At 67.7% G+C, this 21,450-nt stretch carries 20 protein-coding genes; 14 read left to right on the top strand and 6 right to left on the bottom strand.

The annotated features are described in order from the left end of the window. Positions 1–19: 19 nt before the first annotated feature. Complete coding sequence (hisC, locus tag ASD34_RS26275; RefSeq protein WP_056584379.1) at positions 20–997, bottom strand: histidinol-phosphate transaminase; 978 nt, start codon at positions 995–997, stop codon at positions 20–22. Between the two features lie 184 nt (positions 998–1,181). On the opposite strand from hisC, the gene ASD34_RS26270 reads away from it, so the two are divergent. From ASD34_RS26270 to ASD34_RS26260, 3 genes are all read left to right on the top strand, one after another. After that, the gene (locus ASD34_RS26270) at positions 1,182–1,859 is read left to right on the top strand and encodes a haloacid dehalogenase type II (RefSeq protein WP_056584376.1); all 678 of its coding nucleotides are present in this window, start codon (positions 1,182–1,184) and stop codon (positions 1,857–1,859) included. A 53-nt stretch (positions 1,860–1,912) separates the two neighbouring features. Further along, positions 1,913–4,087 carry a malate synthase G gene (locus ASD34_RS26265; RefSeq protein ID WP_056584374.1) on the top strand — a complete coding sequence of 725 codons (2,175 nt, stop codon included), beginning with the start codon at positions 1,913–1,915 and terminating at the stop codon, positions 4,085–4,087. Positions 4,088–4,236: 149 nt separating this feature from the next. After that, on the top strand, positions 4,237–5,529 hold the full coding sequence (locus tag ASD34_RS26260) for an MFS transporter (RefSeq protein ID WP_056584372.1): 1,293 nt from the start codon (positions 4,237–4,239) through the stop codon (positions 5,527–5,529). Positions 5,530–5,531: 2 nt separating this feature from the next. On the opposite strand, the gene ASD34_RS26255 is transcribed toward ASD34_RS26260, so the two are convergent. Beyond that, a complete protein-coding gene (locus tag ASD34_RS26255) occupies positions 5,532–5,759 on the bottom strand; it encodes a hypothetical protein (RefSeq protein WP_056584369.1) in 228 nt (75 codons plus the stop codon). Positions 5,760–6,242: 483 nt separating this feature from the next. On the opposite strand from ASD34_RS26255, the gene ASD34_RS26250 reads away from it, so the two are divergent. Continuing rightward, positions 6,243–6,749, top strand: a complete 507-nt coding sequence (locus ASD34_RS26250) for a fasciclin domain-containing protein (RefSeq protein WP_414929898.1) — start codon at positions 6,243–6,245, stop codon at positions 6,747–6,749. A 15-nt stretch (positions 6,750–6,764) separates the two neighbouring features. Here ASD34_RS26250 and ASD34_RS26245 read toward each other — a convergent pair whose 3' ends face one another. Then, positions 6,765–7,691, bottom strand: coding sequence for a LysR substrate-binding domain-containing protein (locus tag ASD34_RS26245; RefSeq protein WP_056584363.1), 927 nt, complete (start codon positions 7,689–7,691; stop codon positions 6,765–6,767). 82 nt (positions 7,692–7,773) lie between these two features. Here ASD34_RS26245 and ASD34_RS26240 point away from each other — a divergent pair, with 82 nt between their 5' ends. From ASD34_RS26240 to ASD34_RS26230, 3 genes are all read left to right on the top strand, one after another. Beyond that, on the top strand, positions 7,774–8,136 hold the full coding sequence (locus ASD34_RS26240) for a DUF2917 domain-containing protein (RefSeq protein ID WP_056584722.1): 363 nt from the start codon (positions 7,774–7,776) through the stop codon (positions 8,134–8,136). Positions 8,137–8,297: 161 nt separating this feature from the next. After that, positions 8,298–9,119: an enoyl-CoA hydratase-related protein gene (locus tag ASD34_RS26235; protein ID WP_056584360.1), complete on the top strand. Its 822-nt coding sequence runs from the start codon at positions 8,298–8,300 to the stop codon at positions 9,117–9,119. A 7-nt stretch (positions 9,120–9,126) separates the two neighbouring features. Continuing rightward, the gene (locus ASD34_RS26230; protein ID WP_056584358.1) at positions 9,127–10,287 is read left to right on the top strand and encodes an acyl-CoA dehydrogenase family protein; all 1,161 of its coding nucleotides are present in this window, start codon (positions 9,127–9,129) and stop codon (positions 10,285–10,287) included. Between the two features lie 50 nt (positions 10,288–10,337). Here the strand turns inward: ASD34_RS26230 and ASD34_RS26225 are convergent, their stop codons facing one another. Together ASD34_RS26225 and ASD34_RS28445 are read right to left on the bottom strand one after the other, a co-directional pair. Next, a complete protein-coding gene (locus tag ASD34_RS26225) occupies positions 10,338–10,808 on the bottom strand; it encodes a tetratricopeptide repeat protein (RefSeq protein ID WP_056584355.1) in 471 nt (156 codons plus the stop codon). Between the two features lie 116 nt (positions 10,809–10,924). Beyond that, positions 10,925–11,356: a pilin gene (locus tag ASD34_RS28445; protein ID WP_056584351.1), complete on the bottom strand. Its 432-nt coding sequence runs from the start codon at positions 11,354–11,356 to the stop codon at positions 10,925–10,927. A gap of 406 nt (positions 11,357–11,762) precedes the next feature. On the opposite strand from ASD34_RS28445, the gene ASD34_RS26215 reads away from it, so the two are divergent. Together ASD34_RS26215 and ASD34_RS26210 are read left to right on the top strand one after the other, a co-directional pair. Beyond that, the gene (locus ASD34_RS26215) at positions 11,763–13,028 is read left to right on the top strand and encodes a 6-phosphofructokinase (protein WP_056584349.1); all 1,266 of its coding nucleotides are present in this window, start codon (positions 11,763–11,765) and stop codon (positions 13,026–13,028) included. Then, positions 13,025–13,243: a cysteine-rich CWC family protein gene (locus ASD34_RS26210; protein ID WP_056584346.1), complete on the top strand. Its 219-nt coding sequence runs from the start codon at positions 13,025–13,027 to the stop codon at positions 13,241–13,243. Before ASD34_RS26215 ends, ASD34_RS26210 begins: the two co-directional genes overlap by 4 nt. On the opposite strand, the gene ASD34_RS26205 is transcribed toward ASD34_RS26210, so the two are convergent. Next, on the bottom strand, positions 13,234–14,571 hold the full coding sequence (locus tag ASD34_RS26205) for a putative zinc-binding metallopeptidase (protein ID WP_056584344.1): 1,338 nt from the start codon (positions 14,569–14,571) through the stop codon (positions 13,234–13,236). The two genes, ASD34_RS26210 and ASD34_RS26205, sit on opposite strands and share 10 nt — an antisense overlap. Before the next feature lie 140 nt (positions 14,572–14,711). Here ASD34_RS26205 and ASD34_RS26200 point away from each other — a divergent pair, with 140 nt between their 5' ends. The 5 genes from ASD34_RS26200 (at position 14,712) to ASD34_RS26180 (ending at position 21,448) form a co-directional block, all read left to right on the top strand. Further along, positions 14,712–16,202, top strand: coding sequence for a DHA2 family efflux MFS transporter permease subunit (locus tag ASD34_RS26200; protein WP_056584340.1), 1,491 nt, complete (start codon positions 14,712–14,714; stop codon positions 16,200–16,202). 71 nt (positions 16,203–16,273) lie between these two features. Further along, positions 16,274–17,422 (top strand): ABC transporter substrate-binding protein, encoded by a 1,149-nt coding sequence (locus ASD34_RS26195; protein ID WP_056584338.1) that lies wholly within the window; start codon positions 16,274–16,276, stop codon positions 17,420–17,422. A gap of 286 nt (positions 17,423–17,708) precedes the next feature. Then, on the top strand, positions 17,709–18,332 hold the full coding sequence (locus tag ASD34_RS26190) for a CHAP domain-containing protein (protein ID WP_056584334.1): 624 nt from the start codon (positions 17,709–17,711) through the stop codon (positions 18,330–18,332). Positions 18,333–18,352: 20 nt separating this feature from the next. Then, positions 18,353–19,120: a class II glutamine amidotransferase gene (locus ASD34_RS26185; RefSeq protein WP_056584331.1), complete on the top strand. Its 768-nt coding sequence runs from the start codon at positions 18,353–18,355 to the stop codon at positions 19,118–19,120. A 114-nt stretch (positions 19,121–19,234) separates the two neighbouring features. After that, positions 19,235–21,448, top strand: a complete 2,214-nt coding sequence (locus ASD34_RS26180) for a TonB-dependent receptor (RefSeq protein WP_056584328.1) — start codon at positions 19,235–19,237, stop codon at positions 21,446–21,448. Positions 21,449–21,450: the final 2 nt, after the last annotated feature.

Here is a 21,450-nt window from a genome sequence, read left to right as displayed (position 1 = left end):
CAGGCCGCAGCGCATTCGCTCAGCGCAGCGCTGCCAGCAGCGCCTCGTTCTGCGCCAGCAGCCCAACGCTCACGCGCAGCCATTGCGGCAGGCCGTAGGGGCCGAGCAGCGAGACCTCGATGCCAGCGGCGAGCAGGCGCGCGTGCACGGCGGGCGCATCGCCGACCTGCACCATCAGGAAGTTGCCCGACGACGGGACGTACGGCAGGCCCAGCGCGCTGAAGCCCGCGGCGAGCTGGTCGCGCCCGGCGGTGTTCAGTTCGTAGGTGCGCGCCAGGAAGTCGGCGTCGCCCAGCGCCGCCACGGCCGCGGCCTGGGCCGGCGTCGTCACGTTGAAGCGCGGGCGCTGCGCGTTCATGCGCGCCGTGAGCGCCGGCTGCGACACGCCGTAGCCGATGCGCAGCCCGGCCAGGCCGAAGGCCTTGGAGAAGGTGCGCGCCACGATCAGGTTCGGCAGGCGGCGCACCCACTCGATGCTGTCGTAGCGCTGCGCGGGCGCGAGGTACTCGGTGTAGGCCTCGTCGAGCAGCACGGTCACGTGCGCGGGCACCGATTGCAGAAAGTCGCGCAGCGGCGCAGCATCGATGAAGGTGCCGGTCGGGTTGTTCGGATTGGCGACGAAGACCAGTTGGGTGTCGCCGCCGATGGCGGCGCGCATCGCGTCCAGGTCGTGGCCGAAGTCGAGCGCGGGCACGACGGTGGCGCGCGCATGGGCGTGCGCCGTGGCTGCCGCATAAACGATGAACCCGTACTGCGAATAGACGACGTTCTCGCCCGGCTTCAGGCTGACCTGCGCCGCCAGCTCGAGAATCTCGCTCGATCCGCTGCCCAGCGTCAGCCATTCGGGCGGCACGTCGAGCCGCGCGGCCAGCGCCTGCTTGAGCGCGGTGCCGTTGCTGTCGGGATAGTTGCCCGCGCCTTCGAGGGCGGCAGCGGCGGCGCGGCGGGCCGACTCGGGCATGCCGAGCGGGTTTTCGTTGGAAGCCAGGAGGATCATTGCGACAGGAGCTGATTATTTAAGAAGTTAAATATATACAGCCGCCACTGCCCCGCCCTCAGGACCTTCCCTTTGAGGTGCTGCGGGGCCCTCGCGGACCTGCGTTGATTACATGCATTTTTGTCACAGATAAATCTCACTTTCGGCTCTTACTGTCCTGCAAAGTATCGAATACAGTTCTCACATGGCTTCACCTGGGGCAGTTCTCTTTGACGCTTACGGCACCCTGTTCGACGTGTACAGCGTCGGGCAGGCGGCCGAGCGCCTGTTCCCCGGCCAGGGGGCCGCGCTGGCCGTGGCCTGGCGCGACAAGCAGATCGAATACACCCGCCTGGTGACGACCAGCAACGACGGTGCCTGCTACCGCCCGTTCAGCGAACTCACGCGCGCCGCCCTGCGCTACAGCACCAAGCGGCTGGGCCTGGCGCTGGACGACAACGCCGAACAGCAGCTGATGGGCGCCTACCGCACGCTCGCCGCCTTCGAAGAAAGCCGCGAAGTGCTGCAGGCGTTGAAGGCGCGCGGCGTGGTCACCGGCATCCTGTCGAACGGCGACCCCGGCATGCTCGACGACGCCGTGCGCAGTGCCGGCCTGCACGGCCTGCTGGACCACGTGCTGAGCGTGGACGGCATCCGCAAGTACAAGACCCATCCCGAGGCGTACCGGCTGGGCGTCACGGCCACCGGCCTGCCGCCCGCGCAGATCGCCTTCGTGAGCTGCAACGGCTGGGACGCGCTGGGCGCGACCTGGTACGGATTTCGCACGCTCTGGGTCAACCGCTACCAGCTGCCTTTCGAAGAACTGGGCACGTCCCCCGAGCGCACCGGCCAGAGCCTGCGCGACGTGCTCGCCTTCTTCTGAATCAGGCCCTCCCGATTTCCATTTTTTGCATTGCGTTCCCAAGGAGAAAACACATGACCGACCGCACCACCGCCCACCGACTCCAGGTCGCGACCGAACTGCACCGCTTCGTCGAAGAGAAAGTCCTGCCCGCCAGCGGCGTGGCCAGCGACGTGTTCTGGAAGGGCTTCGATGCCATCGTCCATGACCTCGCACCCAAGAACGTCGCCCTGCTCGCCGAGCGCGACCGCCTGCAGAGCGAACTCGACGCCTGGCACAAGAAGAACCCCGGCCCGATCGCCGACATGCCGGCCTACCGCGCCTTCCTGGAAAAGATCGGCTACCTGCTGCCGCAGCCCAAGGGCGTGAAGGCCACCACGGCCAACGTCGACTCCGAACTCGCGCTGCAGGCCGGCCCGCAGCTGGTGGTGCCGATCCTGAATGCGCGCTACGCCCTCAACGCCGCCAACGCGCGCTGGGGTTCGCTGTACGACGCGCTGTACGGCACCGACGCCATCCCCGAAACCGGCGGCGCGGAAAAGGGCAAGGGCTACAACCCCGTGCGCGGCGCCAAGGTCATCGAGTTCGCACGCAACGTGCTCGACCAGGCCGCACCGCTGAGCAACGGCTCGCACAAGAACGCCACCGGCTACAGCGTGAAGGACGGCCAGCTCGTCGTCGCACTGCAAGGCAGCACCACCGGCCTGGCCGATGCGTCGCAGTTCGTCGGCTACCAGGGCGACGCGACCGCGCCGTCGTCGGTGCTGCTCAAGCACAACGGCATCCACCTGGACATCCGCATCGACCGCAGCACCGCCATCGGCAAGAGCGACGCCGCCGGCGTGAGCGACCTCGTGCTCGAAGCCGCGCTCTCCACCATCCTCGACCTCGAAGACTCGGTGGCCGTGGTCGACGCCGCCGACAAGGTCGTCGCGTACGCCAACTGGCTAGGCATCGTGCAGGGCACGCTCACCGAGGAAGTCGCCAAGGGCGGCAAGACCTTCACGCGCGGCCTGAATGCCGACCGCGAGTACACCGGCGCCAACGGCCAGCCGCTGAAGCTGCACGGCCGCTCGCTCATGTTCCTGCGCAACGTGGGCCACCTGATGACCAACCCGGCCATCCTGTACGAAGGCGGCAAGGAAATCCCCGAAGGCATCCTGGACGCCGTGGTCACCACCACCATCGCGATGATCGACGTCAAGCGCAAGGGCAACTCGCGCACCGGCAGCATCTACATCGTCAAGCCCAAGATGCACGGCCCGGCCGAAGTCGCCTTTGCGAGCGAGCTGTTCGGCCGCGTCGAGCAGCTGCTCGGCCTGCCCGCCAACACCGTCAAGCTCGGCATCATGGACGAGGAGCGCCGCACCAGCGTGAACCTGCAGGCCTGCATCGCCGAGGCCGCCGCGCGCGTGGCCTTCATCAACACCGGCTTCCTGGACCGCACCGGCGACGAGATGCACACCGCCATGCAGGGCGGCCCGATGATCCGCAAGGGCGACATGAAGTCCAGCGCCTGGATCGGCGCCTACGAGAAGAACAACGTGCTCGTCGGCCTGAACTGCGGCCTGCGCGGCAAGGCGCAGATCGGCAAGGGCATGTGGGCCATGCCCGACCTGATGGCCGCGATGCTCGAACAGAAGATCGCCCACCCCAAGGCCGGCGCCAACACCGCCTGGGTGCCCTCGCCCACGGCCGCCACGCTGCACGCGCTGCACTACCACCAGGTCAGCGTGACCGCCGTGCAGCAGGAGCTGGAAAAGATCGACGCCGAAGGCGAGCGCGAGAACATCCTGAACGCACTGCTGCAGGTGCCGATCGCCGCGCAGGCCAAGTGGACCGACGCCGAGAAGCAGCAGGAAATCGACAACAACGTGCAGGGCATCCTGGGCTACGTGGTGCGCTGGATCGACCAGGGCGTGGGCTGCTCGAAGGTGCCCGACATCCACAACGTCGGCCTGATGGAAGACCGCGCCACGCTGCGCATCTCCAGCCAGCACCTCGCCAACTGGCTGCTGCACGGCGTCGTCACGAAGGCGCAGGTCGACGAGACCTTCCAGCGCATGGCCAAGGTGGTCGACGAGCAGAACGCCGGCGACGCGCTGTACCAGCCGATGGCCGGCCACTTCGAGACCTCGGCCGCCTACAAGGCCGCGCAAGACCTCGTGTTCAAGGGCATCGAGCAGCCCAGCGGCTACACCGAGCCGCTGCTGCACGCCTGGCGCCTGAAGGTGAAGGCCGCGGCCTGACGCGCGCGATGCGCAGTGCCGGCCACCGCCGGCACTGACGCCTCGGAGACAGCCAACGAACGGCGCCCTCGGGCGCCGTTCTGCATGGGGCGCGACATGCCGGTAGCATCGACGCCGCCCTCCTCTCTCTCCGGTTTCCGTTTCTCCCGATGAACAAGCACGCGGCTTCGCCGCCCCCGACCCGCGGGTCGACCTCGGCCGCGGCCATGCTGGTCGCACTGGCCACCGCCTTCGCGCTGAGCCAGGCCTTTCGCACCGTCGGCGCCATGATGGCCACGCCGCTCACGCAGCACTTCGGCCTCACGCCGCAGGCGCTGGGCACCTGGGCCGGCACCTTCCATTTCACCTTCGGCATCATGCAGCTCGCGATGGGCGTGTCGATCGACCACTTCGGCGTGCGCCGCACCGTGCTCACCGCTTTTCCCCTGGCCATTGCGGGCGCCGCGCTGTGCACCGTGGCGCCGGGCTTCGGCGCGCTGCTGCTGGGGCAGGCGCTGATCGGCGTGGGCTGCGCGCCGGCCTTCCTGGCCTGCACGGTGTTCATCGCACGGCACTTCGACGCCTCGCGCTTCACGGCCATGTCGGGCCTGGTGATGAGCCTCGCGGGCATGGGCATCCTGTTCACGGGCACGCCGCTGGCGCTGCTGATCGAGGCCGCGTCGTGGCGCGCCGGCTATGCCGCGTTGACCGCCTTCGCCGTGCTCTCGTGGATCGTCATCTTCTGGCACGTGCACGAGCCAGCGCGCACGACCACGACCACGACCACGTCTGCGGCGTCGGACGAGCCCGCGCCCGAGCACCAGTCGCTGCGCCAGGCCGTGCGCGACCTGGTGCCGCTGTTCGCCATGCCGCACACGCTCGGGCTGCTGTGCTTCGCCTGCGTGTCGTATGCGGCCTTCATCACGCTGCGCGGCCTGTGGCTCGGCCCCGTGCTGCACGACCGCCACGGCCTCTCGCTCGTCGCCAGCGGCAACGTGGCGCTGGTGATGACCGTCGCCGGCATGGCCAGCCCCATGCTGTTCGGCCGCCTCGACCCCGGCGGCGCGCGCCGCACGCGCTGGATGATGCGCTGCGCCTTCGCCGGCGCGGCGATGTTCGCCGCCATGGCCCTCACGCAATCGCGCGCCATCGACATCGGCCTGCCGATCGTCTACGGCATGCTGTCGGGCTACAGCGTGCTGCTGTACGCGTACACCAAGAACGCCTACCCGGCCGCCGTGACCGGCCGCGCGATGGCGCTGCTCAACATGGCGATGTTCCTCGGCGTCTCGCTGATGCAATGGACCACCGGCGTGGCCGCCTCCTGGGCCGTGGCCCAGGGCAGCGAGCCGTTCCGCGCGGTGTTCCTCACGGTGAGCGGGATGCTGGCGGCGGGGACGCTGGCGTTCTGGGTGTTGCCGCGGGCGCGTGAGCGTGCACGGCCGGCGTCGGGCGAACGCTGACGTCACGCATCGTCGGCCCTCCGTCCGACGTCGCGCGCGGCTTTCTGCAGCGCCACCTTCTGCGCGCGCCGTTCGGCACGGTGCGTGCGCAGGTGGCGGCCTGCGCCCTGGCTGGATTCACGGCGGGCCATCGCGGCCACCACGGGATTGCGCGGGGCCGACGCGGGCACCGCAAAGTAGAACCGGCCCAGACGCTTGTCGTCGTCGCGGGCCTTTCGTTGAGCACTCATGTGCACACACTCCGAAAAAACAAAAAGGCCCCGGCGAATGCAGTTGCGCGCGGGGCCCTTGTCGATACGGCCGCGGCGGATGCGAAGGTGCACATCCGGCCGGGGCGGTCGGCGTGCGTCAGGTGTTCAGTGAACGGTTCATTGGTTGGTGTTCTCGCCCGGGAGGTCGATCGTCGCCGTGCGTGGTGTCGAAAAACTGTCGCTGAAAAAGGAAGGGCGGATTCTGTCGAGGGCTTGCGCGGCGCGCAAGCGGGGCGTGGCGCGTTGTGGCGCAAAGCTGACGCGGCGCGGCTCGCCGGGTTCATTGAATCGACGCTGGTTGAATCCGCTTCGCGCAACGCGCCGTATGGCATCTCAAGCGCATCGCGCCTCCGAGCTGTTGGCGGTTTCCACAGAGCCCTTTCTTTCCAGGAGACATCCATGAAAAAACTCGTGATCGCACTCGGCGTGTCGGCGTTGCTCGGCGCGTGCGCCGGCACAGGCATGAGCAATGCCAGCAGCAGTGCCGCCGTCCCCATGGTCGGCGGCGCGCCGATGTACCCGACGAAGGACATCGTCGACAACGCGGTGAATTCGAAGGACCACACGACGCTGGTCGCCGCGGTGAAGGCGGCCGACCTCGTGGCCACGCTCAAGAGCCCGGGCCCGTTCACGGTGTTCGCGCCCACCAACGCCTCGTTCGCGGCGCTGCCGGCCGGCACGGTCGACACGCTGCTCAAGCCCGAGAACAAGGCCACGCTCACCAAGGTGCTGACCTACCACGTGGTGCCCGGTCGCATGGACAGCGCGGCACTGACGAGCGCGATCAACGCGGGCGGTGGCAAGGCGATGCTGAAGACCGCGAGTGGCGGCACGCTCACGGCCACGATGAGCGGCGGCACCGTGTGGGTGACCGATGCCAAGGGCGGCACGGCGGCGGTGACGATCGCGAATGTCTACCAGTCGAACGGCGTGATCCACGTCGTCAACAAGGTGCTGCTGCCGGGCTGATCGCGCACCGGCCGTTCAGCCGCGCCGGGCGGCCTCGGCCTCCTCGCGCAGCCACTGCGCGAAGTCCTGCGCGTCGCGGTTGCTCGCGGCGCGCCGAGAGGTTTCGACGAAGTAGCCGCGCAGCGACGCGGCGCCTTCGCCGAGCGGCGCGACGAGGCGGCCTTCGCGCAGCAGTTCGCGCAACAGCGGCAGCCGGCCAATCACCACGCCCTGCCCCGCCACGGCGGCGGCCACGGCATCGGCGTACTGCGTGAAACGCAACGTGGTCTTCATGCGCAGATCTTCGAGCCCCATGAGCTTGAGCCAGGGCTCCCAGTCGGCCGTGGGCGCCTCGCCGTGGTCGGGGTAGTCGACCGTGAGCAGCGTGAGCTGCGCCAGGTCGGACGGCGTGCGCAGCACGGTCGCGAGCTGTGGCGAACACAGCGGCATCACCGACTCCTCGAACAGCGCCGGGCCCAGGCCGCGCGCAATGGGCATGAGCCGCACGGCCACGTCGATGCGGCTGCGTTCCATGTCGAGCACGTCGAGCGTCGCCGACACACGCACGTCGACCTGCGGGTGGCTGCCGGTGAAGCGCGCCAGCCGCGGAATGAGCCACAGCGATGCAAAGCCCGGCGTGGTGGTGATCGCGACCTGGCGCGGCGCGGCATGGGCGCGCACGCGGGCGGTGGCGTCGCGCAAACGTTCCAGGCTGTCGGTGACCGCGCGCTGCAGCACGCCGCCGGCCTCGGTGAGCACGAGCGCGCGGTGGCGGCGCTCGAACAGCAGCACGCCCAGGCTGGCTTCGAGCTGCTGGATCTGCCGGCTCACGGCTGACTGCGTGAGGTGCAGTTCGCCGGCCGCCAGGGTGAAGCTCAGCCGGCGCGCGGCGGCCTCGAAGCTGCGCAGCAGCTCAAGCGGCGGAAGCTCGCCGGCCGGGGTTTTCACATTCTCTGGAGGCATGCAACGAGTTCCGAATGACCGCGTGTAAGAGAGGAATCGGCTCACTATATTCATTCGCATCACGAATGCAATGGAGCTTCCCATGAGCACCGCCACCACCCCGTCTTCTTCGGCTTTTTCTTTCTCCTCGTCGACCTCGCGCTTCCACGTGAGCTTGCCCAGCCGCGCCGTCTTCGCCGTGCCCGACGGGGCGGGCGTGGGCATCGAGTGCCGCAGCGGCGCGGTGTGGATCACGCTCGACCGCGACCCGCGCGACATCGTGCTCGGCCCGGGCGAGCGCTTCGAGAGCACCGAGCACCGGCGCGTGCTGGTGTCGGCGCTGGAGTCGTCGTGCATCTCGGTGTCGGACGCGCAGCCTGCCGCGCTGCCGAACCCCGCCTCGCGCGCGCAATCACGCGCGGGGTCGCCCTGGCGACTGGCGCTGCACGGGTTGTCCCCGGCTTGACCGCGGGCGCCGTGGCATCGAACCTCGATGCCATGGACCGCCCCCGCAGGGAGCGCCGCGCGCCGCCGTGACGACAGGCGGCTTTTTGCTTTGGGCGTCCGTTTTCCTTCTTGCCTTGAACGGGACACGCCCATGACCACCACTTCTGGCGCAGCGCTCGCATGACCGCGCCGCAACCCACACCCCAACCCTGCATCCTGTGCGAGCAGGCCGACGGCATCGCCACGCTCACGCTGAACCTGCCGCACAAGCTCAACCCGATCGCGAAAGACCTGCAGGTCGAACTGCGCGACGCGCTCGAACGCATCCGCGACGACCGCACGGTGCGCGCCGTGATCCTCACGGGCGCCGGCAAGGCTTTCTGCGTGGGCGCCGACCTGAGCGCGATGGCGCCGCCCGGCGAGCCTGGTCAGACGCTCGGCGACCAGACCGCCGAGTGGATGCAGAAGCTCAGCAACCCGCTCATCGAGACGCTGCGCACGCTGCCGGTGCCGGTGGTGGCCGCGGTCAACGGCCCGGCGGCCGGCGCGGGCGTGGGGCTGGCGCTCGCGGCCGACGTGACCATTGCCGCGCGCAGTGCCTACTTCTACCTGCCCTTCCTGCCCAAGCTCGGCATCGTGCCGGACCTCGGCTGCACCTGGGCCATTCCGCGCCGCGCCGGCCGTGCGCGCGCGATGGGCATGGCACTGCTCGACGAACGCCTGAGCGCCGGACGCGCGGTGCAGTGGGGCCTGATCTGGGCCTGCGCCGACGACGAACAGCTGATGGACGAGGCCCGCGCCATCGCACAGCGCCTGGCGCGCCTGCCGGCGCATGCGGTGCTCGAAGCGCGCGAGGCATTCGACGCCTCCGAACACCACACGCTGAAGGAACAACTGCACTACGAGAGCGAGCGCCAGCGCGCGCTCATCGACCGCCCCAGCTTCCGCGAGGGCGTGAGCGCCTTCCTGCAGAAGCGTCCTCCTGTCTTCGAAACCCGCTGACGTCCCCATGACCATCGAACGCACCCTCTTCACCGCCGACCACGAGGCCTTCCGCGACAGCTTCCGCCGCTTCATGGACAAGGAGATCGCGCCCTTCCACGACGACTGGGAAGAGCAGGGCTACGTGGACCGCGCCGTCTGGACCAAGGCCGGGGAGAACGGCTTCCTGTGCATGGCGCTGCCCGACACCTACGGCGGCGCGGGCGCCGACCTGCTGTATTCGGTGATCCAGTTCGAGGAGCTGTGGGCACGCGGCTTCACGGGCATCGGTTTCGGCCTGCACAACGAGATCGTGGCGCCGTACATCCTGCGTTACGGCACCGAGGCGCAGAAGCTGCACTACCTGCCCAAGCTCGCCAGCGGCGAGATGGTCGGCGCCATCGCCATGAGCGAGCCCGGCGCGGGCAGCGACCTGCAGGCCGTGAAGACCAGCGCCCTCCGCCAGGCCGACGGCAGCTACCTGCTCAACGGCAGCAAGACCTTCATCACCAATGGCTGGCACGCCGACCTGGTGATCGTGGTCGCCAAGACCGATCCGGCCGCGGGCGCGAAGGGCACCAGCCTGTTCCTCGTCGAGCGGGGCATGCCGGGCTTCGAGAAGGGCAAGCGGCTGAAGAAGCTGGGCCTGAAGGCGCAGGACACCTCGGAGCTGTTCTTCAACGACGTGCGCCTGCCCGCCGAGGCGCTGCTGGGCGACGCCGCCATGCTCAACCGCGGCTTCGTCTGCCTGATGGAGCAGCTGCCCTGGGAGCGGCTGCAGATCGCGATCAGCGCGGTGGCCGCTTCGCAGGCCGCCATCGACCACACCGTGGCCTACGTCAAGGAGCGCAAGGTGTTCGGCCAGCCCGTGGGCCACTACCAGAACACGCGCTACACGCTGGCCGAGTTGCAGACCGAGGTGCAGGTGGCGCAGGTGTTCGTCGACAAGTGCATCGAGCTGCTGATGGCCGAGAAACTCGACACCGCCACCGCGAGCATGGCCAAGTACTGGACCAGCGACCTGCAGTGCAAGGTGATGGACGAGTGCGTGCAGCTGCACGGCGGCTACGGCTTCATGTGGGAGTACCCGATCACGCGCGCCTATGCCGACGCGCGCGTGCAGCGCATCTACGGCGGCACCAACGAGATCATGAAAGAAGTGATCACGCGGTCGATGGGGATGAGATAGCGCTCGCCTCCCCGCTCGCACGACTCGCTGGACTTCTGGCTAGCGCGGCTTCAGATCGATTGCGAGCGAAACGAGCCCTGCATTTGAGCCTGTGCGATGACGTGGCCGTGTGCGGCTGCCTTGGCAATCCACATCAAGCCGATGTTCTTGTTTTTCGGCACGCCTTCACCGCCGATATAGCAGCGGCCCAACCACTGCATAGCGTCCGCGTGGCCTTGACGCGCGGCCTGCTCGAGCCAATACAGGGCAATCGTCGGCTTGCCAGCGTTCGAAAACAACTGCCCAATGTCGTTCTGTGCATCGGCATTACCCGCGTCGGCTTGTACGAGAAAATCGAGATCCGACTGATCGAGCGGAACGCAAATGAGCGGTGCGACCTCCGCCAAGCTGAGCATGGCCCGCCCCTTTGCGTCGTCAGTCAGACGGGTCATCGTCCCATCCGCGATTCGCCGCCACCAAGTGCGCCGGCTACGCTCAGCGACGACGACCGACGCAGCAATGCTGATTGGCACATTTTTCATGAAACGCGCTCCCTGATTTTTCCTTATTTTAAATGCATGAAGATGCACATTTTGGCTCAGCGCTCGTATAAATAAAAAAGCGGCCAAGGCCGCTTTTTTATTTATACGAGCCTCAGTTAAGAGCAATCCTTCGGCTTAAGCTTGGTGTCAACGGTGGTGGAGCACGACCACGCGCCCGGAGTCGCGCTGTCATCCGCCAATCGCGACCAAGTGATCGTCTTGCCATTCACTTGGGAGCCACCAATCATCGTGCATGTAATGCTGCCAACACCTTTATCAACAATCTTAAACGCGGGAGTAATGGCAGAGCAGCGTTTCGTGGCCTTCTGCAACCCGATTTCTTCGGCAGATTTTATCTCCACGCCATCGGTAATTTTTGTTTCAGAAGTCACCTTGCCTGGCGTAATTTCTGCCAACGCGGCGGCGATCTGGGCCTTCGCGGTGTAATCCTGATAAGCAGGCAACGCGACAGCGGCAAGAATACCGATGATCGCAACGACGATCATCAATTCAATGAGAGTGAAGCCCTTTTGTGTGGTACGTAGCATTGAACGGTTCATGAAATTACCTTTGATTTGAATTGAACCCCAGACCTTCTGGCGCTCAATCCAATCCAGCAATGCACGTACCTCGACCTCCTTTTACAGTCAATTAAGATTAAATAACATTTAACCTCTTAATTAACATTTTTGGCGTGCAGTGAGGTGTGCCACGCCACCGCAGCACCTGTGCCATGGCTTGACTCCGAGGTGTGCCAAAACGCATAACGTCCCGCGCACCACAACCCGACCTGGCTTGTGGCTTAGCGTTGCCGCAAAATTGGGTCATGCCCACCCCACCGGCCCTGCCAGCCAAGCGTTGCACGAGCGCGTCTCGCACAAGTCGAGCAGCTTGGCCCCGCATCTGCGCGCGCCGAACCGCTGCTTCGGCATCACTGACCGAGGAATCCATCCCATGAGCAACATCACCCTGACTCATGCCTTCTACGCCCAGTCGGGCGGCGTCACCTCGGTCATCAACGCCTCGGCCTGCGGCGTGATCGAGACGGCGCGCCAGCACCCGGACCGCATCGGCACGCTCTATGCCGGACGCAACGGCATCCTCGGCGCGCTCACCGAGGACCTGATCGACACCAGCGCCGAGCCGGCAGAAGCGATTGCGGCGCTGCGCACCACGCCTTCGGGCGCGTTCGGCTCGTGCCGCTACAAGCTCAAGTCGCTCGAGAAAAACCGTCGTGAATATGAACGTCTCATCGAGGTGTTCAAGGCGCACGGCATCGGCTACTTTTTCTACAACGGCGGCGGCGACTCGGCCGACACCTGCTTCAAGGTAAGCCAGCTGTCGCAGTCGATGGGCTACCCGCTGCAGGCCATCCACGTGCCCAAGACCATCGACAACGACCTGCCGCTGACCGACTGCTGCCCGGGCTTCGGCTCGGTGGCGAAGTACGTGGCGGTGTCCACGCTCGAGGCCTCGTTCGACGTGCGCTCGATGGCCGCCACCTCCACCAAGGTGTTCGTGCTCGAGGTGATGGGCCGCCACGCAGGATGGATCGCCGCGGCTGGCGGGCTGGTGGCCGACCATGGGATTCCGGTGGTGGTGCTGTTCCCCGAGATCGAGTTCGACGCGGCCCGCTTCCTGGCCCGCGTCGATGCGCTCGTGCAGCAGCACGGCTACTGCTCGGTGGTGGTGTCCGAGGGCTGCCACCACCCCGACGGCACCTTTCTCGCCGAACAGGGCGCGCGCGACGCCTTCGGCCATGCCCAGCTCGGCGGCGCTGCGCCGGTGGTCGCGCAGATGGTGAAGGAAGCGCTGGGCCACAAGTTCCACTGGGCCGTGGCCGACTACCTGCAGCGCGCGGCGCGGCACATCGCCTCGGCCACCGACGTGAAGCAGGCCTACGAGCTGGGCCAGCGCGCGGTCGAGCTGGCGCTCGAAGGCCGCAACGCGGTGATGCCGACCATCGAGCGCACGAGCGACGTGCCCTATGCCTACACGCTCGGCGCGGCGCCGCTCGAATCGGTCGCGAATGTCGAAAAGCCGATGCCGCGCGACTTCATTTCGGACGACGGCTACGGCATCACCGAGAAGTGCCGCCGCTACCTGCTGCCGCTGATCGCGGGCGAGGATTACCCGACCTACCGCGACGGCCTGCCGGTGTACGCAACGCTGCGCAATGTCGCGGTGCCGAAAAAACTGCCGGCTTTCGCGCTCGCATGACCGTCGTCATCGACACCGCGCACTGCCCGCTGTGCGGCGAGGCGAACCGCTGCGCGATGGAGGTCGAACGCGAAACCGGCCAGGCGCAGCCGCCCTGCTGGTGCATGGCCGCCGATTTTTCGCTGGCGCCGCTCGACACGCTGCCACCGACATTGCGCGGGCAGGCCTGCATCTGCGCGCGCTGCGCCGCGGGCCTGCCGCCGGCTCAGGACTGAGCGACGTCGCCCTGCGACTGCGCTTGTGACTGGGTTTGCGACTGCATCGCTGCAGGCTCGGCAGCTTGCGCCACAGGCGCCGTCGCATCCCCCGCCATCACCATCGTCGGCGCCATGCCGCTGCGCTGCGCGGTGACCACGCCGTGGATGAACTGCAGCTTGCCCACCGCCGCGCGCGGCAGCACGAAGGGGTAGTAGTCGGGCTGGCCCATGCTGCGCGACAGCTCGTTGAGCATGCTGGTCAGCAGCACCCAGCCGTTGATGAAGTCGAGGAATTTCGCGGCGTCGGGATGGTCGGGCTGCCACAGGTCGGCAACGGTGAAGAGGTCGCTCGTGAGTTCGACGTTGCTTGCATCGATGCCGAAGCTCATCGCCGTGTCGGCCGTGTCGGCCATGTGCAGGTAGTGAGCCCAGGTCTCGGCCCAGTCTTCCCACGGATGCATGCTCGCGTAGCTGCTGACGAAGCGCTGCGCCCAGTCGGGCGGCGGGCCCTGCTCGTAGTGCTGCTGCAACGCGGCGCCGTAGTCGGCGCGCTCGTCGCCGAAGAGCGCGCGGAAGTCGTCGATCCACGGCGTGGGCAGCACCAGCAGGTCCCAGTAGTAGTGGCCGATCTCGTGGCGGAAGTGGCCCAGCAGCGTGCGGTAGGGCTCGTGCATCTCGGCGCGGATGCGCTCGCGCACGGCGTCTTCGGCCTCCTCGGCGTTGAGCGTGATCAGGCCGTGCTCATGGCCAGTCATCACATGCGGGGCGCCCGGCATGTTGCTGAGAAAGTCGAAGGCCAGCCCGTGCACCGGATCGGCATGGCGGCTCACCACCGGCAGGCCGAGCGCGAGCAGCTGCGAGATGAGCCGGCGCTTGGCCATCTCGAGCTTGCACCACAGCTCGCCGTTGGCCGCCACCGACAGGTCGGGAATGGTGCGCGTGACACTGCACGACAGGCAGTAGCCCGGCGCGTGGCCCTGCGTGTCGGCGGGAATGGCTTCGCCTTCGCGCGGCGTTGCCACCATCCAGTTGCAGGCGGCCGGCGTCATGAGGTTGGCGCAGCGGCGATAGGTGAGGCCATGCGGGTCGCCGAAGACGGTGAAGGTGTCGGGCAAGGCGCCCTCGCCTTCGGCGGGCGCGAGTGGCACCACGCCGAGCCGGTCGATCACGTAGCCCAGCGGCGTGAGGCAGGCCAGGCATTTGCTGTTGCGCAGGAACACGGGGCGCCCACACTGGCAGCGGTAGGCGCGGCTGACGGTGGGTGCGGCGAGTTCGGCCCCGAGCGTGGGGGCCGCATCCTGCACGGCCGGGTCATCGGCGGGTTCTTGGTGGATCGGCGGGTTCATGGCGTGTTCTTTGGATGGCTTGACGCACAAGGGACTGCCGCCGCATTGTGCGACCCGCGCGCGCAGCGTCCGCCGCGCAAACACCGATATGCTTGTAGGACGACGGACGTCCCAGACGCCGCTGGACCTTGCGCTGCTCCATGACCTCCCCACAAACACCCGACACGCTGCCCTCCATGGGCGTCCTTCGCGCCCGCTACGGCGAGCGCTACCGCTGGTACCTGCTGCTGTCGGTCATGGTGGGCACGATGGCGTCGATCATGTCGTCGACCATCGTCAACGTGGCGATCCCCGACATGAGCCACCACTTCGCGCTGGGCCAGGAGCGCGCGCAGTGGGTGAGCTCGGGCTTCATGGTGGCGATGACGGTGTCGATGCTCACCACGCCGTGGCTGCTGTCGCGCTACGGCTACCGCCGCACCTACGTCGGCACCATGCTCCTGCTGCTGGCTGGCGGCATCGTCGGCGGGCTGGCCGACCACTACCCGCTGGTGCTGATGGCGCGCGTGGCCGAGGGGCTGGCGGCGGGCGTGGTGCAGCCCATTCCGGCCATCATCATCCTGCGCGCCTTCGAGCCGCACGAGCAGGGGCGCGCCAGCGGCATCTTCGGCATGGGTGTGGTGCTGGCGCCGGCCATCGGGCCGAGCATCGGCGGGGTGCTGGTCGACCTGTTCGGCTGGCGCTCGATCTTCTTCATGGTGGTGCCCTTCTGCCTGGCCTCGATCTGGCTGGCCTACAAGTTCGTGCCCAAGACCGCACCCGGCGGCGTGGCCGCGGCACGCGGCAGCGGGCTCGATGGGCGCGGGCTGGCGCTGGGCACCGTGGGTACGCTGTGCCTGCTGAACGGGCTGGTCGAGCTGCGCGGCGATTCGCCGCTGCAGGCCACGCTGCTGCTGGCCGGCGCGCTCATCGCCTTCGTCGCCTTCGTGTGGTGGCAGCGCCGCCTCATGGCCGCGGGCGGCGCGCCGCTGATGAACCTCGCGCTCTTTCGCTACCGCCAGTTCGCGATGGGCAGCCTGGTCGCCTTCATCTACGGCACCGCGCTGTTCGGCTCGACCTACCTGCTGCCGGTGTACATGCAGGTGGGGCTGCACCTGTCGGCCTCGCACGTGGGCACGACGCTGCTCCCGGCCGGCATCGTGCTGGCCCTCACCATCCCGCTCGTGGGCCGCATGGCCGACAAGCAACCGACCTGGCTGCTGGTGAGCATCGGCCTGGCGCTGCTGGCGGTGTCGTTCGCGCTCATGGCCGTGCTGCGGCTGGACAGCCCGCTGTGGCTGCTGGTGATGTTCGCGATCGTCGGGCGCATCGGGCTGGGCTTCATCCTGCCTTCGCTCAACCTCGGGTCGATGCGCCCGCTGGCCAAGCCGCTCATTCCGCAGGGTGCCAGCGCGATCAGCTTCGTGCGCATGCTCGGCGGCGCGGTCGGCGTGAGCCTGTGCGCCATCATTCTCGAATGGCGCCTGGCTGCGCACGGCGACTCGCTCGCCAACCCGGTGAGCACCCCGGCGCGGCTGGCCGCCTTCGACGAGGTGTTCCTGATGCTGGCCGGCCTGTGCGCGCTGGCCGTCTGCGCGGCCTGGCAACTGCGCGAGAAACCCGACGAGGACACGGCGCAACACACGGGGTAAACCCCGGCGGCGTACGAGGATGCTTTCGATTTCAATTGTTATCAGTTGTATCTAAAAGCGGAATCGGCTCCATGCATCGCAGACGTTTTCTCGCCGCCTCGGCAGCGGCGACGGCCGGACTCGGCCTCCTGATTTCTTCCTCCACCGCGCTGGCCGCCGAGAACGGCGTCAGCGACGGCGAGATCGTCCTGGGCCACACCGGCATCCTGAGCGGGCCGCTGGGCGCGCCCATCCAGGTCGTGATGGCCGGCGCCGGGCTGGCCTTCGACGCGGTCAACGCGCAGGGCGGGCTCGCGGGCCGCAAGATCAAGCTGGTCTCGCTCGACGACGAGCTCAAGCCCGAAAAGGCCGTCGCCAACTACGAGAAGCTGTTGGCCGAGCACCGCGCCTTCGCCTTCTTCGGCTGCGTAGGCTCGGGCACCACGGCCGCCGCGGCCAAGGTGCTGGGCCGAAGCGGCGCGCCGATGGTCGGCGGCTATGCGGTGTCGGACTCGGCCCGCGAGAAGGTCGCGGGCGCGGGTTATTTCGTGCGCGCCACTTTCGCGCGCGAGGCGCAGGCGCTCGTGCAGCACCTGACGACCATCGGCGTCTCGCGCATCGCCGTCGCCTACCTGGACAACCCCGGCGGCGCCGAAGTGGCGCGGCTGGTCGAGGCCGCACTTGGCGCGCTCCAGCTCAAGCCCGTGGCGGCCGTGCCCGTGAAGGGTGACGGCACGGCCAACGAGGCCTCGGGCAAGGCGCTGGCCGACAGCCAGGCGCAGGCCGTCATCATGTACCTGGGCGGCGGCATCGGCGGCGAGGTGATGAAAAGCGCATGGAGCGCCGGCGGACGCCAGATGTTCTACGGCATGTCGATCGTTCCGGGCGACATCACCGCCAGGCTCGTCGGCGACAAGACCAGCGGCCTGGCCATCTCGCAGATCGTGCCCTATCCCTGGAGCGAGGTCGACGCCACCGCGCGCGAGTACCGCCAGCTGGCCGAGCGTGCCAAGGTGGACATCGGCTACCTGAGCTACGAAGGCTATGTGAACGCGCTCGTGATGATCGAAGCCCTGCGCCGCACCGGCCGCGACCTCACGCGTGCCCGTCTGCACGCCACGCTGAAGGCGATGAAGCTGCGCATCGGCAACATGGAAGTCGACTTCACCGGCGCAAGCAACACGGGCTCGCGCTTCATCGAGATGGTGCGGGTGACGAAGGAAGGGCGGTTTCTGCGGTAGCGCACAGGCCGGCCAGGGAATCCCTCGGTCCCCAACGCGCCGGTTTTGCCGCTTCTTGATAACCGCTTGCGGACGCGATCGCTGTCGTCGATCGCCATATGTCCGCCGCCCTGCCGCCCTTGCCGAGCGCCCGCGTGACTGCAGCAGCCATCAGCGCGCTTCGATGCGTTCCAGCGTGAACCGATCGACGAGATGGCGGCTTTGCACGGGCTCTGAGCGGGCCGGCGCATGGACTAAGCTCGCCGGCGACGGCCCCTGCGGGGCCGCGCTTCCTGCTTCACCGTCCATGCCCCGTCTCATCACCCGACGCGCCCTCGTCGTCCTCGCCTCGCTCGTCCTCATCGCCTGGCTCGGGCTGTGGGGTGCGAGCCGCTTCAACGTCAACCTGACGCATGCGCCCGGCGAGGTGATCGACCAGTTCGAGGGCGTGCAGGTCTACTACAACGGCGCCATCAACCACGTCGACGGACGCAGCCTCGCACCCGATGGCTACAACATCGGCCTGCGCTGGCAGTGCGTGGAGTTCGTCAAGCGCTACTACTACGAGCGGCACCAGCACCGCATGCCCGAGGCGCGCGGGCATGCCAAGGCCTTCTTCGACGCGGCCGTGGCAGACGGTGCGCTGAACGCGGCGCGCAACCTGGTCCAGCATCGCAATGGCGGTGCGAGCGCGCCGGCGGTGGGCGACATCGTCGTGTTCGCGCCGTGGCTCTTCAATCCCTACGGCCACGTGGCGATCGTGTCGCGCGTGGACGCCGACGCGGTCGAGATCGTGCAGCAGAACCCCGGGCCCTTCGGTACCTCGCGCGAGCGGCTGCCCCGGGCGCTCACCACCGACGGGCGCACGCAGCTGGGCACCGGGCGCGTGCTGGGTTGGCTGCGGCTGCCCGCGGCTGCCTCCTCCTCCTGAATCGCGGTCTAATCACAGCCATGTGCCAATTGCTAGGGATGAACTGCAACACGCCGACCGACGTGACCTTCAGCTTCACGGGGTTCGCGCAACGCGGCGGCCGCACCGACCACCATGCCGACGGCTGGGGCATCGCGTTCTTCGAGGACCGCGGGCTGCGCCACTTCGTCGATCACCAGCCGGCCTGCGAGTCGCCGGTGGCCGAGCTGATCCGGCGCTATCCGATTCAAAGCCGCAACGTCATCGCGCACATCCGCAAGGCGACGCAGGGCGAAGTGAATCTGCAGAACTGCCACCCCTTCGTGCGCGAGCTGTGGGGCCGCTACTGGGTGTTCGCCCACAACGGCGACCTGAAGGACTTTCGCCCGCGCCTGCACGGCAACTTCCACCCGGTGGGCAACACCGACAGCGAGCACGCCTTCTGCTGGATCATGCAGGAGCTGGCCAAGTCGCACGCGGGCGTGCCCAGCGTCGAGGAGCTCACGCTCACGCTGCGCGAACTGGCGCCGCAGCTGGCGGCGCACGGCACCTTCAACTTCATGCTGTCGAACGGACAGGCGCTGTGGGCGCATGCCTCCACGAACCTCTGGTACGTGGAGCGCCGCCATCCCTTCGTGACGGCGCAGCTGTCCGATGAAGACCTGGAGATCGACTTCGCCCAGCACACCACGCCCACCGACCGCGTGGCCGTCGTGGTGACGGCGCCGCTCACCACCAACGAAACCTGGACGCCCTTCACCTCGGGCGAATTGCATGTGTTCGTGGACGGCCAGCGGATGCCGCGCTGAGGCAAAAACTCAATCCTTTGCCTGACACTTTTTTGCAACAGTGCAAGAAAGTACCGCCCCGTAAGTGCAAACCATGAACAATAACTGTTCTCATTTGTACACGGTCGCCCTTTCATGCCCGCCTGCGCCTCTCCTTTCTTCCTTCGCCCGACCGTGGCCGCCTCGTTGCTGGCCCTTCACGCGCTCACCGCCCTGGCGCAAACGCCGGTCGCCGAAACTGCGGCCCCCGCCAGCGGCACGCTGAGCACCGTCACCGTCGAAGCCAGCGCCGACGCCTCGGCCGAAGGCCTGGTCAAGCCCTTCGCGGGCGGGCAGGTGGCGCGCGGCGGGCGCGTGGGCATCCTGGGCAACCAGGACATGATGAGCACGCCGTTCTCGAGCACCAACTACACCAACGAGCTGATCCAGGACCAGCAGGCCAAGAGCGTGGCCGACGTGCTGCTCAACGACCCGTCGGTGCGCCAGGCACGCGGCTTCGGCAACTTCCAGGAGCTGTACGTGGTGCGCGGTTTTCCCGTGTACTCGGACGACGTGGCCTACAACGGCCTGTACGGCATGCTCCCGCGCCAGTACATCGCCTCTGAATTCTTCGAGCGCGTGGAAGTGTTCCGCGGCGCCAACTCCTTCCTGAACGGCGCCGCGCCCGGCGGCAGTGGCATCGGCGGCGCGATCAACCTGCTGCCCAAGCGCGCGCCCAACGAGCCGCTCACGCGCGTCGGGTTCGGCGTGCAAACCGGCGGCCAGGGTTACGTGAACCTCGACCTGGCGCGCCGCTTCGGCCCCGACGACAGCCTGGGCGTGCGCGTGAATGCCGTGCGCCGCGAAGGCGGCACCGGCGTGCACAAGGAAAGCCAGCAACTGAGCGCCTTCGCCGTCGGCCTCGACTGGCGCAACCGCAACGTGCGCCTGTCGGCCGACTTCGGCTACCAGGACTACGACCTGAAGGACGGCCGCCCCAGCCTCACGCCGTCATCGGCGCTGCCGATTCCGCGCGCGCCCGACGCCAGCACCAACTTTGCCCAGCCCTGGACCTACTCGAAGGAAAAGGACAAGTTCGCCACCTTCCGCGGCGAAGTCGACATCACCGACCACATCACGGCCTGGGCCGCCGGCGGCGTGCGCCGCAGCGACGAAGACAACGTGCTGTCGAACCCGACGCTGAACGACGTGTTCGGCAACACCAGCAACACGCGCTTCAGCAATACCCGCAAGGACCGCATCGGCACTGCGGAACTCGGCGTGCGCGGCACCTTCGCCACCGGCCCCGTGAAGCACACGGTGGTGGCCTCGGCCGCCACGTACAGCAACGACCGCGACAACGCCTACGCGATCTCGCGCGGCAGCCTGCGCAACAACATCTACGCGCCGTTCGCGTCGCCCTACCCGCTCGCCAACAACTTCACCGGCAACACGCTGGAAGACCCGCGCCTGACCGACAAGATCGACACCTCGAGCGTCGCCATTGCCGACACCATGTCGTTCATGGACGACCGCCTGCTGGTCACGCTCGGCGTGCGCCGCCAGACCATCGAGCAGACCAGCTTCGCCTACACCACGCTCAAGCAGTCGAGCACCTACGACAAGAGCAAGACCACGCCGGTGGCCGGCGTCGTGTTCAAGATCACGCCGACCGTCTCGGCCTACGCCAACTACATCGAAGCGCTCGTCAAGGGCAACGTGGCGCCCGGCACGGTGAACAACCGCCCGGTCACCAATGCGGGCGAGGTGTTCGCGCCGTACCAGGCCAAGCAGAAGGAAGTCGGCGTCAAGTACGACGGCGGCAGCCTGGGCGCGAGCGCCGCGTTCTTCACCACCGACCAGCCGGTCTACCAGTACGCGGGCCAGACCTACGGCCTGTACGGCAAGCAGCGCAACCAGGGCCTGGAGTTCTCGGTGTTCGGCCAGCCGGCCAAGGGCCTGCGCCTGCTCGGCGGCCTGACGCTGCTCGACGCCAAGCAGAAGAACACGCAAGGCGGCGCCACCGACGGCCGCACGGCCATCGGCGTGGCCAAGCAGCAGGCCAACCTGGGCGCCGAGTGGGATGTGCCGGGCGTGCGCAACCTGTCGCTCAATGCGCGCCTGCTGTACACGTCCAAGCAGTACGCCAACGCCGCCAACACGCAGCAGATTCCGGGCTGGACGCGCTTCGACATCGGCGCGCGCTACCTGGTCGACCTGGGCAATGGCCGTGCGCTCACGCTGCGCGCGCGCATCGACAACCTGTTCAACAAGTCGTACTGGGCATCGGTGGGCGGCACGCAGGGCTCCAACTACCTGACGCTGGGCGCACCGCGCACCTTCTCCGTGAGCGGCACCATCGACTTCTGACC

It is taken from the genome of Variovorax sp. Root473 (assembly GCF_001426505.1).
In the GTDB taxonomy this organism is placed as follows: domain Bacteria; phylum Pseudomonadota; class Gammaproteobacteria; order Burkholderiales; family Burkholderiaceae_C; genus Variovorax.
Note: the sequence above shows the minus strand (reverse complement) of the source record. Positions and strands in the feature narration are given on the sequence as shown.

Bases quoted from the DNA above. Each gene is read 5' to 3' on its own strand.
- ASD34_RS26215 (WP_056584349.1), top strand. From the start codon at position 11,763: ATGAGCAACATCACCCTGACTCATGCCTTCTACGCCCAGTCGGGCGGC.
- ASD34_RS26270 (WP_056584376.1), top strand. From the start codon at position 1,182: ATGGCTTCACCTGGGGCAGTTCTCTTTGACGCTTACGGCACCCTGTTC.
- ASD34_RS26210 (WP_056584346.1), top strand. From the start codon at position 13,025: ATGACCGTCGTCATCGACACCGCGCACTGCCCGCTGTGCGGCGAGGCG.
- ASD34_RS26255 (WP_056584369.1), bottom strand. From the start codon at position 5,759: ATGAGTGCTCAACGAAAGGCCCGCGACGACGACAAGCGTCTGGGCCGG.
- ASD34_RS28445 (WP_056584351.1), bottom strand. From the start codon at position 11,356: ATGCTACGTACCACACAAAAGGGCTTCACTCTCATTGAATTGATGATC.
- ASD34_RS26245 (WP_056584363.1), bottom strand. From the start codon at position 7,691: ATGCCTCCAGAGAATGTGAAAACCCCGGCCGGCGAGCTTCCGCCGCTT.
- ASD34_RS26190 (WP_056584334.1), top strand. From the start codon at position 17,709: ATGCCCCGTCTCATCACCCGACGCGCCCTCGTCGTCCTCGCCTCGCTC.
- ASD34_RS26185 (WP_056584331.1), top strand. From the start codon at position 18,353: ATGTGCCAATTGCTAGGGATGAACTGCAACACGCCGACCGACGTGACC.
- ASD34_RS26205 (WP_056584344.1), bottom strand. From the start codon at position 14,571: ATGAACCCGCCGATCCACCAAGAACCCGCCGATGACCCGGCCGTGCAG.
- ASD34_RS26260 (WP_056584372.1), top strand. From the start codon at position 4,237: ATGAACAAGCACGCGGCTTCGCCGCCCCCGACCCGCGGGTCGACCTCG.
- hisC (WP_056584379.1), bottom strand. From the start codon at position 997: ATGATCCTCCTGGCTTCCAACGAAAACCCGCTCGGCATGCCCGAGTCG.
- ASD34_RS26195 (WP_056584338.1), top strand. From the start codon at position 16,274: ATGCATCGCAGACGTTTTCTCGCCGCCTCGGCAGCGGCGACGGCCGGA.
- ASD34_RS26200 (WP_056584340.1), top strand. From the start codon at position 14,712: ATGACCTCCCCACAAACACCCGACACGCTGCCCTCCATGGGCGTCCTT.
- ASD34_RS26265 (WP_056584374.1), top strand. From the start codon at position 1,913: ATGACCGACCGCACCACCGCCCACCGACTCCAGGTCGCGACCGAACTG.
- ASD34_RS26235 (WP_056584360.1), top strand. From the start codon at position 8,298: ATGACCGCGCCGCAACCCACACCCCAACCCTGCATCCTGTGCGAGCAG.
- ASD34_RS26250 (WP_414929898.1), top strand. From the start codon at position 6,243: ATGAGCAATGCCAGCAGCAGTGCCGCCGTCCCCATGGTCGGCGGCGCG.
- ASD34_RS26230 (WP_056584358.1), top strand. From the start codon at position 9,127: ATGACCATCGAACGCACCCTCTTCACCGCCGACCACGAGGCCTTCCGC.
- ASD34_RS26180 (WP_056584328.1), top strand. From the start codon at position 19,235: ATGCCCGCCTGCGCCTCTCCTTTCTTCCTTCGCCCGACCGTGGCCGCC.
- ASD34_RS26225 (WP_056584355.1), bottom strand. From the start codon at position 10,808: ATGAAAAATGTGCCAATCAGCATTGCTGCGTCGGTCGTCGTCGCTGAG.
- ASD34_RS26240 (WP_056584722.1), top strand. From the start codon at position 7,774: ATGAGCACCGCCACCACCCCGTCTTCTTCGGCTTTTTCTTTCTCCTCG.